The organism is Prolinoborus fasciculus (genome assembly GCF_056724605.1).
In genome coordinates this window covers 1-13,833 of record NZ_JBWZQN010000029.1, presented here as the reverse complement: position 1 = coordinate 13,833, position 13,833 = coordinate 1, and the positions used below count along the sequence as shown (strand labels likewise).

The window sequence follows — 13,833 nt, the reverse complement described above, 5'->3', positions numbered from 1 at the left end:
AGAAAGCTATTAAAAAATAATTGGCAATCACAATAGGTCATTCAGAATAAAAAATTGAGTAAAAAATTACTGAATTACAACGGAAATTGTAAGTAATTTTGTCAATAATTTACTTGATTAAATTAATCAAGCACTTGGAAAAATAATAAAGTGTTTGTATGATGCCATGTGAATAGCTTAAGAATAAAACTGGGGTAATAAAAAGCCTATCTCAGGATGGCCTATTACGGGCTTGAGCTTGAACAACAATTGTTATCTCTGGAGGATAAATCCATGAAAATGAGTCGTATTGCTTTAGCTATGCTTGTAGCTGCACCTTTTGCTGCTGCAAATGCAGGCGTAACTGTTACTCCGTTGATGTTAGGTTATACATTCCAAGACACTCAGCACAATAATGGCGGTAACGATGGTGAGTTATTAGTTTCTAATCAAGGTGAAATGCAAGACGATTTATTCGTTGGTGCTGCGATTGGTGTTGAATTAACTCCATGGTTAGGTTTTGAAGCTGAATATAGCCAGGTTAAAGGCGATGTAGATTATGCAGCTCCTGGTGCAGAATACAAAGGTCAGAATATTGCAGGTAACTTCTATGCAACTTCTGATGTATTCACTGGTAACTATGACAGCAAAGTAAAGCCATATATGCTTTTGGGTGCGGGTCACTACAAATACGAATTTGAAGGTGTAGATCGCGGTACTCGTGGTAATGAAGAAGAAGGTACTTTAGGTAATGCAGGTATTGGTGCGTTCTGGCATATCAACGATGCATTGGCACTACGTACAGAAGCTCGTGGTACTTACCACTTTGACGAAAAATTCTGGAACTATACAGCACTTGCTGGTCTTAACGTAGTTCTAGGTGGCCGTTTGAAACCAGCTGCTCCAGTAGTAGAAGTTGCTCCAGTTGAGCCTGTAACTCCGGTTGCACCAGCTCCACAAGAGTTGACTGAAGACCTGAACATGGAACTTCGTGTGTTCTTTGATACAAACAAATCAAACATCAAAGATCAATACAAACCAGAAATCGCGAAAGTTGCTGAGAAGCTAGTTGAATATCCAAACGCTACTGCTCGCATCGAAGGTCACACTGACAACACTGGTCCACGTGCATTGAACGAACGTCTATCTCTAGCGCGTGCTAACTCTGTTAAATCTTCACTTGTGAATGAATACAACGTAGATGCATCTCGTTTGTCTACTCAAGGTTTTGCTTGGGATCAACCGATTGCTGACAACAACACTAAAGAAGGTCGTGCTATGAACCGTCGTGTATTCGCGACGATTACTGGTAGCCGTACTGTTTTAGCTGAACAACCAGTTGCTCAATAATTCATTATTGAACACTCATTAAAAAGGCAGCTCTTCGGAGCTGCTTTTTTTGTGTCTGTATTTTGACTACACTTAGCCTGTTAAGATGTCGTTGAGTAAAAATATGAGTGTCGAAATTCCTGAAGATTTGCAAAATCTGGAAGCCAATAGCGGAATTTTTGCAATATGGATGATTTTTCATCATTATGGCATTGATTTGAATATTCCTGATTTAACTCAGCTCTGTCAACATGACCCTGAAATGGGAAGCTCAAGCATCGCACTTGCAGTTGCTTTAAAGACATTGGGTTTGGATGTCAATTTTTGTACTGAATATGATGCAGATAAACAGCCAATTGAAGTCGATTTCTATCAACAAGCACATCGCTTAAATATTCCTGTTATAGAACAGCCATTGTCTTATGCAGAAATTCAGGAAAATGTAGAAGCAGGCCGTTTTGTGATTGTGTTCTATGACACCTTAGAGGGAGTAGGGAATCATTCCCTGATATATGAAATTGATGAAAATGAAATTAGCTTCTTTGATAGTTTTGAGTCTATGCCTAAAGAGATATTTGAGCAGCAACGTCGGGTAGACGGAATTTGCCAGCAAGTGATTGTGATTGATGATCGCAATTTCGTGATGCGTCATAGTTAATTCAAGAAATAAAAAATCAGCCCGTAAGCTGATTTTTTTAATGAATAATTTTTTATTCCTGATCAAGTTTCATCGGCTGCACATCCATCTCTTGATAAGAGACCAGTTTGGTTTTTTTCTTCCATTTGTAGCCGAACCAAATCGCTAGGAATAGCGGAATACTGATATAGGTCGATAACACACCCATCCATTGACCGGCCAAAACATCCTGATAGTTCTGTCCGAGAACAACAATCGCACACAGAATAAATGCAAACCAAGGGGCGAAAGGAAAGAATTTAGCGCGATAAGCCAGATCTTCGAGTTTATATCCTTGTGCCAGATAACCTTTACGGAAACGGTAATGGGAAATGGCAATCCCGAGCCAGACAATAAAGCCACACATCCCTGACATGTTTAGCAGCCAGTTAAAGACTTCCTGTTCACCAAAGAAAGTAGTCAGGAAGCATAGAGCTGCGATCGCCGTAGTGGCATAGAGTGCATTCATCGGCACACCACGCGGGTCCAGACGCGCAAACATTTTAGGTGCACTACCTTTACGCGCCATATCAAACAGCATACGGGTAGATGAATACATGCCCGAATTACCCGCAGATAGAATAGCGGTCAAGATCACCGCATTCATGATACTGGCGGCAAAGGCAAAACCGGCTTTTTCATACAATAAGGTGAATGGCGAAAGCGCAATATTATCTGTTGCAGCGGCCTGTAATAAACGTGGGTCATTATAGGCAATCAAGGTGCCGATAATGAAAATACATACAATATAAAACAGAAGGATACGCCAGAAAATCTGTTTGATGGCCACCGGAATAGTTTTCTTTGGATCTTTTGATTCACCTGCCGCAACACCGACCATTTCGGTACCCTGGAAAGAGAATCCGGCAATCATGGCCACGCCAATTAATGCCTGGAAACCACCGACAAAGGGTGCATCACCAATGCTCCAGTTGGCAAATGCTTCCGCACCCGGGGTGAGCATGATCTTCACGATCATCCAGATTCCGATGATGATAAAGGCAATGATCGCGAGAACTTTCACCAGAGAAAAGAAAAATTCGGATTCGCCAAAGCCTTTTACTGTCAGGGCATTAATCCCGAAAATAATGGCCAGGAAAATGGCGCTCCAGTACACGCCCGGAATATCGGGAAACCAGAATTTCATAATGAACTGAACGGCAACCAGCTCAAAAGCCACGGTAATGGCCCAGTTGTACCAGTAATTCCAACCTAAAGCGAAACCAAAACCACCTTCGACATATTTGGTGCCGTAAGTGAAAAATGCACCTGAGGTCGGATTGTGCGTGGCAAGTTCACCCAAGCTGGTCATCAGGAAATAAATCATGATCCCAATCAGTACATAGGCAAGTAGTGCACCGCCTGGTCCAGCGTTGGCAATAGTCGCACCTGAGGCCAGGAATAGACCTGTACCAATTGATCCACCAATGGCGATCATATTCAGATGACGAGCACCCAGCTTACGCTGCAGCTGCATCGTGTTTTGCGTTTCGCTCATCATGATTCCTTAACATTTTTTTGAGTGCTGGCGAAGAGCACTTTAAAGCCTTGTTGATCTGCTTTTACTGTGCAGCGACCAAAGTTTTGTTCAATCAGGGTCGGGTAGTTCAAGAAACGGTTGGCCACAATCCAAAGCTCACCGCCCGATTTTAAATGACGACGCGAGGTTTTACATAAGGTTTCGCTGGCCGTGTAATCGGTCTCGATTCCCAGATGAAAAGGCGGATTACTGACAATCGCATGCAGGAACAAGGGTGCATCCTCAATGCCTGTAACCGCTTTGATTTCAATTTGTTCAGGAGTAAGCTGATTTTCTTCAAAGGTCATTTGTGTAGAAGCCAGTGCAAAGGCATCAACATCCATGGCAAAAATCCGGTTTTTCGGATTCAACTTTGCCAGATACGCGCTAATCACACCCGCACCACAACCAAAGTCAGCGATTTTACCTGAGGTGACTTGTGACAAATAAGGTAATAGTGTGGCAGTTCCCACATCCAAACGGTTTTGACTAAATACGCCTGGAAGTGCACAAATATTCAGGTCGCCATTTGGTGTCGATACGGTATAGCGCTGTGCCCAGTCTGCAAGTGCTTTTTTCTCGACCGTATGCTCTAGAACCAATTGCCAAAGTTGGCAATGACGTGCGCTGTCAAGTTTGAGTGTTTTACCAAAAGGCTGCAACTGTTTGGCTGCGCGTTCTATCCCGCCTTTCTTTTCACCGACCAGAAAAATACTGCTGCCCGGTTTAAGCTGCGCTGCCACGGTGTGCAGTAAATAATTCAACAGTTCTTTAGACTTGGGTACAAAAATAACCGCCTGATCAAACTCAGCTTCAGGCATCTCTGCACCAAAATGCACATCTGCTTGTTGTGACTGGAAATATTGAAAATCGTTAAAATTCCATGTCCAGACAGCGGGATTGATAGAGGCATCGAATTCAGCGAGCAGATCATCTGTTGGTGCATTAATCAGTAGGATGCGACCCGACAAAAAATCATATTGTCTTAATAAAACTTCGCTTTTAGGATCCATAGGTATCTCTCCAATATAAAGAACACTGCCTAAGCCTGACCTAGACAGTGTTCTTTGGACATGAAATTACTTCTTTGTTTCAGGAAGTACAACATTAAGAATAAGGGCCGCGATACCACCAGTAGCAACGCCTGAGCTAAAGATATTACGGAATAACTCAGGAAGATGCTCAAGAATTTGTGGAACTTGTGCAACACCTAAACCCAGCGCCAGTGAAATCGCAATAATCAGCAGGGCACGACGGTCCAGATGGACACCAGACAGAATGTTAATACCAGATGCTGCGACTGCACCAAACATCACCATCACTGCACCACCCAGTACCGCTTGCGGAACGGCCTGAATAATACCAGCAACTGCAGGCAGCAAACCAAGAATAACCAGCAAAGCAGCAATCCAGATACCGACATAACGACTTGCTACGCCCGTTAACTGGATTACGCCATTATTTTGTGCAAATACGGAACTCGGGAAGGTGTTAAAAATACCGGCAAGGAATGAATTCGCGCCATTTACCAGTACACCGCCTTTAATGCGCTGCATCCATTTTGGACCATCAACTGGCTGGTTGGAAAGCTTTGAAGTCGCAGTGATATCACCAATCGCTTCTAAAGAGGTCACCAGATAGATGAATGCCATCGGAATAAACAGACTCCAGGAGAAGCTTAAACCGAAATGCATTGGGGTTGGAATCTGTACCAGTGGTGCATCTTTCAGACCAGAGAAATCCAGATGGCCCATAAAGCCTGCCAGAACATAACCACAGATCAGGGCGATTAAAATGGCAGAGCTTTTTACCCAGGTAATCCGGATCCGGTTCAGGATAATAATCAACGCCAGGACGGTACAAGACATGATCAGGTTGTCGGCATTGGCAAAAGTTTTATCGCTCATGGCCTGATAACCACCGCCCATGCTGATTAAACCTTCTTTAATTAAGGTTAAACCAATCAGCAGAACCACAATACCGGTGACCAAAGGGGTAATCAGTTTTTTGATCCAAGGCAGAATTTGTGACACGCCCATTTCAATAAATGCACCTGCAATCACCACACCAAAAATAGAAGCCATGACTGCTTCTACAGGTGTGCCTGCAGCCACCATAGCTGAACCAATACCAATAATTGGACCGATGAAGTTAAAGCTGGTTCCTTGGACAATCAGCAGACCGGCACCAAAAGGTCCGACTTTTTTAGACTGTAAAAAAGTCGCGATGCCCGAGATCACCAAGGACATGGATAAAATCATGTTGGTGTCTTCTTTGGAAACACCAAGCGCCAAACAAATCAGCAGACCAGGGGTCACAATCGGGACAATAATTGCCAGTAAGTGCTGGAATGCAGCTAAAAAAGCAATCAGTGGTTTTGGTCGATCTTCCAGACCATATACCAGGTCGAGTTGATCTTTAGAAGGAGGAGATTGATTAAAATCAGACATGTGTCAATGCAAATTAAGGCTGGGTGGCGCTATTCTAATCGAGTTACACGTCTTTACAAAATCAAAAAATCCCCAACGGAGCAAAAAAAGTTGAGGAGTGTGGTTACAGTGACTATAAAAGTTTTGTATTTTTCTGTATAATTTGCCCTCAAATTACATACGCATTGAATTTACATGTCAGATATTAAAACTCTCCGTAACATCGCCATTATTGCGCACGTCGATCATGGTAAAACCACTCTTGTAGACAAACTTTTGCAACAATCAGGTGCTCTCGGTGATCGCGCGGGTGAGATCGAGCGTGTCATGGATTCTGGCGCTATTGAAAGCGAACGTGGTATTACCATTCTTGCAAAAAACACTGCAATCAAATGGTTAGATGAACGTACCAATACTGAATACCGCATTAACATCGTGGACACCCCGGGACACGCCGATTTCGGTGGTGAAGTTGAACGTGTAATGTCGATGGTTGACTGCGTACTTCTTCTTGTAGACTCACAAGAAGGCCCAATGCCACAAACTCGTTTCGTAACGCAAAAAGCGTTCGCACGTGGTTTGAAACCAATCGTGATTATTAACAAAGTCGACAAGCCAAGCGCGCGTCCAGACTGGGTAATTGACCAAGTATTTGATCTGTTCGATAACTTGGGTGCTTCTGACGAACAGTTAGACTTCCCAGTTGTTTATGCTTCAGGCCTTCGTGGTGTTGCTGGTCCTTCTCCAGAAGAACTTGCTGAAGACATGACTCCGTTGTTCCAAACGATCGTAGACATCGTTGAACCACCAGCAGTTGATGTTGATGGTCCATTCCAAATGCAGGTATCTTCACTTGACTATAACAGCTTCGTAGGCGTTATCGGTATTGGTCGTATCCAGCGCGGTTCAGTGAAATTAAACACACAAGTAACTGTAATCGATAAAGATGGCAAAACACGTAACGGCCGTATCTTAAAAATCATGGGTTATCATGGTCTAGATCGCGTTGACGTTGAAGAAGCTTCTGCAGGCGATATCGTTTGTGTAACGGGTATCGATGCACTCAACATTTCTGACACCATCTGTGATCCGAAAAATGTTGAAGCTTTACCTCCATTGTCTGTAGATGAACCTACAGTATCGATGACATTCCAGGTAAACAACTCACCGTTTGCTGGTAAAGAAGGTAAGTTCGTAACTTCACGTAATATCCGTGAACGTCTAGACCGCGAATTGATTCACAACGTAGCATTACGTGTTGAAGATACTGATAGTCCAGACCGTTTCAAAGTATCTGGTCGTGGTGAACTTCACCTTTCAGTTCTTATTGAAAACATGCGTCGTGAAGGTTTCGAAATGGGCGTATCTCGTCCACAGGTAATCATTAAAGAAATTGATGGTGAAAAACAAGAGCCATACGAAAACGTTACTTTTGACGTTGAAGAACAGCACCAAGGCGCTGTAATGGAACAAATGGGTCATCGTAAAGGCGAAATGACCAATATGGAAGTTGACGGTAAAGGCCGTATCCGTATTGAGGCAACTGTTCCTTCACGCGGTCTGATTGGTTTCCGTTCTGAATTCCTGACCATGACTTCTGGTACAGGGATCATGACGTCTAGCTTCTCGCACTACGGTCCAATGAAGCAAGGTACTGTTGCGAAACGTCAAAACGGTGTACTGATTTCTATGGTTCAAGGTACTTGCCTGGGCTATGCACTGTTCACACTTCAAGACCGTGGTCGTCTATTCGCGAAACCACAGTTAGAAGTTTATGAAGGTATGATCATCGGTATTAACTCTCGTTCAGACGACATGACAGTTAACCCGACTAAAGCAAAACAGTTAACCAACGTACGTGCTTCTGGTACTGATGATGCGTTAACGCTGGTTCCTGCGATTGAATATACACTTGAGCAAGCGCTTGAGTTTATTGAAGATGATGAACTAGTAGAAGTAACACCTAAGTCAATCCGTATCCGTAAGCGTTTCTTGACTGAAAACGAACGTAAACGTAACCGTTCAGGTAAATAATCGCTAGATTATTTCGGGTTTTCAAAAACCGTAATCTTTTCGAAGATTACGGTTTTTTTATATTTACGTTATGCTTAAATCATAATTTACTAAAACGCATTAAACTAAGTCAAAATTAAAAGTATTTATTCAGGTATAATTTGACCCAAAACTTGAAAATAACATATGGGAGCAGTTATGAGCATTATTCAAGAATTTAAAGAGTTTGCGATCAAAGGCAACATGATGGATCTGGCGATTGGTGTCATTATCGGTGGTGCTTTTAGCAAGATCATCGATTCATTGGTGAAAGACATCATTATGCCTCTAATTACCGTGATCACCGGTGGTGGCGTCGATTTTACGCAAAAATTCTTTATCTTGGGAAGAAACCCAGACAATTTACAATCTCTGGATGCTTTGACTAAGGCGGGTGTGAATGTACTGACTTACGGTAACTTTTTAACGATTTTAATTAATTTCTTAATCTTGGCTTGGGTCGTATTTTTATTGGTGAAGTTCATGAACCGTTTACGTAAACAAGAAGGCCCAGTCGAGGAAACTCCGACCACCCCAGCCGATATTGAATTATTGCGTGAAATTCGTGATGAATTGAAAAAGCGTCCACCTCAAGTCTAATTTTTCTAATCCCCCTAAATCCCCTTTATAAAAGGGGAACTTCTCCCTTTAACAAAGGGAGGTAGGGAGGGATTTATAAATATTAAAAATCCATCCGAAACTTGATTTCGACCAAATGAAAACCAAACTGGCTTTTGATCGGGCCATGTAATACACGTTCTGCTGCAGTGAAAACCAGTTTATCAATGACCGGAACCAGTTGACCTTTCTTTACTTCACCTAGCTCACCGCCACGTTTGGCAGAATTACAGGTTGAATACTGTTTGGCGATTTTATTAAAGTCGGCGCCACTTAAAATCTTCTTTTTAAGCTGTTCAGCAGTTTCTCTATCTTTGACCAGAATATGACGCACAATGGCTGTTTTCATGACTTTTTCCCTCGTACAGTTGCCACTTTTTTGACAGGGAGCTGGATCTTTTTCAAAGGTTGGCACTCAGGACAAAAAACTGAAGCCCGTTGTCCCAATTTAATATTTTCAAGTGTGGTCTCGCAGTTCACACACATTTCACCGGCACGGCCATAAGCCAGCAGGGTTTGCTGAAAATAGCCATTTTCGCCCATGGCATTGGTGTAGTCTCTTAAGGTTGAACCACCCAGATCAATTGCCTGTTTCAAGATACGCTTGATTTCCAGCACTAGCTTTTCAATCTGCACCAAGCTTAACGTCGAGGCCGGTTGTGCTGGATGAATCCCCAGATTAAACAGACTTTCGGTCGCATAAATATTGCCTACGCCCACCACCACATGGTTATCCATAATTGCAACTTTGGTGCCAACATTTTTATTCTTCAATTTTTCAAATAAATACTCGGCATTAAAGTTCTCGCTTAAGGGTTCTGGCCCCAGCGTATCTATTAATTTGCTTTGTGATTGTGCATCCAGCCAAAGAATGCAACCAAAACGGCGAGGGTCATGATAACGCAGTTCGATATCATCAAACTGAATGATTAGATGGTCATGTTTGCGTAATTCTTCATTGCCATCGCATAGACGGAAACTTCCCGACATGCCCAAATGCCAGAGCATGGTGTCGTGTTCAAACTCTGCCAGAATATATTTAGAACGGCGAGTGAGCTTGAGTAATTTTTGCCCCACCAGTTTTTCTATATTTTCTGGGATAGGCCAGCGCAAACTGGACTGACGCACTTCAACACGTTTTACGCGTTGTTCCAATAAGGGTAATAAACTGGTTTTGGTGGTTTCAACTTCTGGTAATTCAGGCATAACACATCAGTGGCGAGGGAGATGCAGCTAATATTGGGTGAATTGGCCGGGATTGCAAGCGTTAATCTGGGTGAAATCGCTGGAAAATGACTGGGTATTTCATCTTTATTTAAGCTGGAATTGTTTAAAGAATAAACTAGGTTTCTATATTTTTATAGCGAATTTTCTTAGGAGGAAATCGAATGGAAATTATCAATACATTATAAGCTAATGAAAAATATATAAATAATTTAAAATTTTTAAAATAAAAATTATATTTTTATGTTTAAGGCATAACTAAAAGTTTAATGAGTAATAAAAAAAATGCTGGGAATTTATATGAAAAGTTATGTAAATTCATGTACCTAATAGCAATTTAAAAACCTTGCTTGTTTTTCTCTCCGAATGTTTAGGTTTTACATGAAATATTTAGGTCTAGCTCTATTGCCTTTAATGGCTGTCATGACAACCGCTCAGGCGGAATCTGCATTTGATCCACAAGGTCAGTATTTACTGGGGGACTGGAATGGTCAACGTACAGAACTGGCCCAACAGGGAATTAAATTTGAAGCCAATCTATTAACCGATACTGCCTATCTTGCTGATGGTGGTCGTAATGAGGGCGCAGATCCATTAACTTCTGCCCAGTTATGGCTGGGTACTCAGCTGGATATGGAAAAGCTGACAGGATGGAATGGTGTCACTGTACGTGCCGTGATGAGTGCACGTCAGGGTCAAAGTACCTCTGTTCGTGACTTGCAGGATCTTAGTGCACCTCAGCTAGCCAATGTACAAGGCACTTTTGGGCGTGGTAATCAGGATAGCCGTCTGAGCGAGCTGTCTATTGAAAAGAATTATAAAGACCAAGGGCTCAGTATTAAGGCGGGTCGTCTTGGTCTGGGTATGGACTTTAATGTCATGGCTTGTGATTTTGCCAGTACGGCATTTTGTGCTGCACAGATGGGTAAATGGCAGGGCAATATCTGGATGAATACGCCTGTAGCACAATGGGGTGCGCGCGTGAAGCAGCAACTCAATCCTGAACTTGCGGTACAAGTCGGTGTGTATGAGTTTAATCCAGATAATGGTAATGGCGCTAAAGAAGGTCAGGGCTGGAGTCTGGATACCGACCATGCAGATGGCGTGACAATTCCGGCAGAAGTAATCTGGACACCGAAATCATTGGTGAATGGCCTGCCAGGCAGCTACCGTGTCGGCGGGATGTACAATACGGCCGATGATGTTGCCAACCAAAAAGATATTGCCAATCCTACTGATGCCAAAAACCGTACCTTTGCTGGTTGGTTAGCTGTAGAGCAACAGTTAACGTCTACAGGTCAGGGCCGTCAGGGTTTGCATTCATTTGCCAACTTTACTTGGCATGACCGCGATACCAATAAAGTGGATAATTCACAACAAATCGGTGTGAAATATATCGGTCTTGCGGACAGCCAGCCGAATGATATTTTAGGTCTGGCGGTCAATCGTGTACATATTAATGACCGGATCAAGAATCTGAATTTTGATGCGAGTGCAGAATACAATATTGAACTGAACTATAGCTATAACGCAACAAAGTGGCTAATGCTGCGTCCAAACCTGCAATATGTCATTAATCCAGGTTCAAGCAACAATGTGGATGATGCACTGGTACTCGGTTTGACTACACGAATCATCTTCTAAAGTTTGATCGTTCACGTTATAACTAAACAGGCTCTTGGGAGCCTGTTTTTATTTCTAGAGTGAAACTGTGCAATAAAAAGAGGAAATACAGCGTGGCATTACTATTTCAACCTATTCAATTTGGATCACTGCAACTTCAAAATAAAATCGTAATTGCGCCGATGTGTCAGTACTCTGCAACAGAGCAGGGGGAAATTACCTATTGGCACGAGCAGCAATGGGCCAACTATGCCTTATCGGGTGCAGGTTTATGTATTGTCGAAGCGACTGCGGTACAGCCAGAAGGCCGGATCAGTTATGCCGATCTGGGCTTGTGGAATGACGAACAGGCAATGCAGATCAAGACCTTACTGGAAAAACTCAAATCCATTTCCCCGATGCCTTTTGCTATTCAACTCGCACATGCCGGACGTAAAGCCTCAACAGATAAACCATGGGCAGGTAAAGGTCAGTTTAAGCCGGATGAAGCACATGGCTGGCAAACTGTTTCTGCCAGTGATATTCCTTTTCAGGCAGATGAGCATCCACCTAAGGCCTTAAGCCAGTCAGAAATCAAGCAGGTCATTGCTGACTTTGCAGAAAGTGCCAAACGTGCAGTTAATGCCGGTTTTGACCTGATTGAGCTGCATGCAGCGCATGGTTATTTACTACATCAGTTCATGTCACCACTTTCAAATAAACGTGATGATCAGTATGGCGGCTCACTGGAGAACCGGATTCGCCTGACTCTGGAAGTATTACAAGCCATGAAAGCGGCGGTTCCAGAAGGTTATCCGATTGGAGTACGTATTTCGGCCAGCGATTGGATGGATCAGCCAGATAGCTGGACCATTGATTCTTCAATTGAATTGTCCAAAGCACTAGAAGCTGCGGGTGCTGCTTATATTCATATTTCCAGTGCCGGCTTACATGCTAAACAGAACATCGATGTGAAGCCGAATTATCAGGTGCCTTTTGCAGATGCGATCAAGAAAGTCGTGAGTATTCCCGTGATTGCCGTCGGTTTGATTACTGAAGCTAAGCAGGCAGAAGATATTTTGCAAAAAGGTCAAGCTGATGCCATCGCACTGGCTCGTGCCATTCTTTATGATCCACATTGGCCTTGGCATGCAGCGGCAGCACTTGAGGAAAAAACCAAAATTTCACCGCAATATCTGCGCTGTGCACCGCATGGTTTGAATCACCTGTTTGAGCCTTTTTAACACTGCTTTAGTCTCAGAAATTCTTATAATGGAATATCACTGGCAAGAGGATACTGCATTATGATTTTTGCGGTCATTGTGCCCATATTTTTATTGTTGGCACTGGGTTATCTGACTGTAAAGAGTCAAGTGTTAAGCAAAGAGCAGGTGGGGACGGTCGGTGCTTTTGTCATTAAAGTGGCCTTGCCTTTGCTGTTCTTTCAGTCCCTTGCCTCCAAAGACCTGCATGAAATCTGGTATTTTGAATACTTTGCCGTGTATAGCAGCGTGACCTTGCTGCTTTATGGCAGCGGTTTCTGGATCATGCGCCGTCATTTTCAGAATACGCATTCGCAAAGTGCAGTGCTGTCGCTGGGCGCTGCAATGTCAAATACCGGCCTGATTGGTACGGCTGTGCTCAGCTTATTGATCGGGCAACAGGCGATGACTTATACCTCTCTAGTGGTCATCATTGAAAGCGTGTTGCTGATTCCGCTGGTGCTGGTCATGGCGGCGTTGGGCACACAACATCAGGCGAATCTTGGCGCCATTCTGAAAAGTGTACTGCTGACTTTGCTAAAGAATCCCTTATTTATGGGGGTAATGCTGGGCATGGCTTGTGCAGTTTTCCAGATTAAAATTCCAGTCTATCTTGATCAGGTCTTTGCCTTGATTGGTCAGACAGCGTCACCATTGGCCCTGTTTGCTATTGGCGGCGGGATCGTGGGAATGAGCCTGAAATATGTCAATCTGCAAAGTTTCTATCTGGTATTTTCCAACAATATCATGATGCCGTTATTGATGTATCTGGGGCTGAGCCAGTTGACGGACTTAAATGAGGAAATGGTCCGTGTCGGTACGCTAATTGCAGCTTTGCCTATGCCAACGATTTTTGGCATGTTGGGACAGGCGTATGGTCTGAATGATCGAACCTTAACGCCATTGTTGATGAGTACCATTGCCGGTTTTATCGTGACCAGTGGCTTAATTGCCTTGTGGTGGGGATAATCTTTTAGAAGATGAATGCTCTGCTATTAAAAAGCCCTCAATTGCATGTAATGCCAGTCAGTTAAGCAAAAAAAGTTAAAATGCTGTAAAAAGAGCGTATGTAAATACGCTCTTTTTTTATGAATTTATCTCAGAATCTAGATTTAACATTAAAACAAACCCTACCTTCACTTT

At 43.1% G+C, this 13,833-nt stretch carries 12 protein-coding genes; 7 read left to right on the top strand and 5 right to left on the bottom strand.

The window, feature by feature from the left end:
* Window positions 1-273: 273 nt before the first annotated feature.
* Window positions 274-1,329, top strand: a complete 1,056-nt coding sequence (gene omp38, locus AC1P5O_RS08540; RefSeq protein WP_121980378.1) for an outer membrane protein Omp38 — start codon at window positions 274-276, stop codon at window positions 1,327-1,329.
* A gap of 103 nt (window positions 1,330-1,432) precedes the next feature.
* Entirely contained in the window at window positions 1,433-1,966 is a 534-nt protein-coding gene (locus AC1P5O_RS08535; RefSeq protein ID WP_121980379.1) for a cysteine peptidase family C39 domain-containing protein, read from the top strand.
* Window positions 1,967-2,018: 52 nt separating this feature from the next.
* Here AC1P5O_RS08535 and AC1P5O_RS08530 read toward each other — a convergent pair whose 3' ends face one another.
* From AC1P5O_RS08530 to AC1P5O_RS08520, 3 genes are all read right to left on the bottom strand, one after another.
* Window positions 2,019-3,482, bottom strand: coding sequence for an amino acid permease (locus tag AC1P5O_RS08530; protein WP_121980021.1), 1,464 nt, complete (start codon window positions 3,480-3,482; stop codon window positions 2,019-2,021).
* Window positions 3,482-4,516 (bottom strand): methyltransferase, encoded by a 1,035-nt coding sequence (locus AC1P5O_RS08525; RefSeq protein ID WP_005266021.1) that lies wholly within the window; start codon window positions 4,514-4,516, stop codon window positions 3,482-3,484. Before AC1P5O_RS08525 ends, AC1P5O_RS08530 begins: the two co-directional genes overlap by 1 nt.
* Window positions 4,517-4,582: 66 nt before the next feature.
* A complete protein-coding gene (locus tag AC1P5O_RS08520) occupies window positions 4,583-5,953 on the bottom strand; it encodes a uracil-xanthine permease family protein (protein WP_004281715.1) in 1,371 nt (456 codons plus the stop codon).
* Window positions 5,954-6,127: 174 nt separating this feature from the next.
* Between AC1P5O_RS08520 and typA the strand changes: the two genes are divergently transcribed.
* A complete protein-coding gene (gene typA / locus AC1P5O_RS08515) occupies window positions 6,128-7,966 on the top strand; it encodes a translational GTPase TypA (RefSeq protein ID WP_004281716.1) in 1,839 nt (612 codons plus the stop codon).
* 177 nt (window positions 7,967-8,143) lie between these two features.
* On the top strand, window positions 8,144-8,584 hold the full coding sequence (gene mscL / locus AC1P5O_RS08510; RefSeq protein ID WP_004281717.1) for a large conductance mechanosensitive channel protein MscL: 441 nt from the start codon (window positions 8,144-8,146) through the stop codon (window positions 8,582-8,584).
* 82 nt (window positions 8,585-8,666) lie between these two features.
* Here mscL and AC1P5O_RS08505 read toward each other — a convergent pair whose 3' ends face one another.
* Both AC1P5O_RS08505 and mutM read right to left on the bottom strand, forming a co-directional pair.
* Window positions 8,667-8,951, bottom strand: a complete 285-nt coding sequence (locus AC1P5O_RS08505; protein ID WP_005266020.1) for a peptidylprolyl isomerase — start codon at window positions 8,949-8,951, stop codon at window positions 8,667-8,669.
* Window positions 8,948-9,808 carry a bifunctional DNA-formamidopyrimidine glycosylase/DNA-(apurinic or apyrimidinic site) lyase gene (gene mutM / locus AC1P5O_RS08500; protein ID WP_129717587.1) on the bottom strand — a complete coding sequence of 287 codons (861 nt, stop codon included), beginning with the start codon at window positions 9,806-9,808 and terminating at the stop codon, window positions 8,948-8,950. Before mutM ends, AC1P5O_RS08505 begins: the two co-directional genes overlap by 4 nt.
* Before the next feature lie 399 nt (window positions 9,809-10,207).
* Here mutM and AC1P5O_RS08495 point away from each other — a divergent pair, with 399 nt between their 5' ends.
* The 3 genes from AC1P5O_RS08495 to AC1P5O_RS08485 all read left to right on the top strand — a co-directional run bounded on the left by AC1P5O_RS08495 (window position 10,208) and on the right by AC1P5O_RS08485 (window position 13,659).
* The gene (locus AC1P5O_RS08495; RefSeq protein ID WP_129717585.1) at window positions 10,208-11,470 is read left to right on the top strand and encodes a carbohydrate porin; all 1,263 of its coding nucleotides are present in this window, start codon (window positions 10,208-10,210) and stop codon (window positions 11,468-11,470) included.
* 92 nt (window positions 11,471-11,562) lie between these two features.
* Window positions 11,563-12,672 carry an NADH:flavin oxidoreductase/NADH oxidase gene (locus AC1P5O_RS08490; protein WP_129717583.1) on the top strand — a complete coding sequence of 370 codons (1,110 nt, stop codon included), beginning with the start codon at window positions 11,563-11,565 and terminating at the stop codon, window positions 12,670-12,672.
* A 60-nt stretch (window positions 12,673-12,732) separates the two neighbouring features.
* Window positions 12,733-13,659, top strand: coding sequence for an AEC family transporter (locus tag AC1P5O_RS08485; protein WP_129717581.1), 927 nt, complete (start codon window positions 12,733-12,735; stop codon window positions 13,657-13,659).
* Window positions 13,660-13,833: the final 174 nt, after the last annotated feature.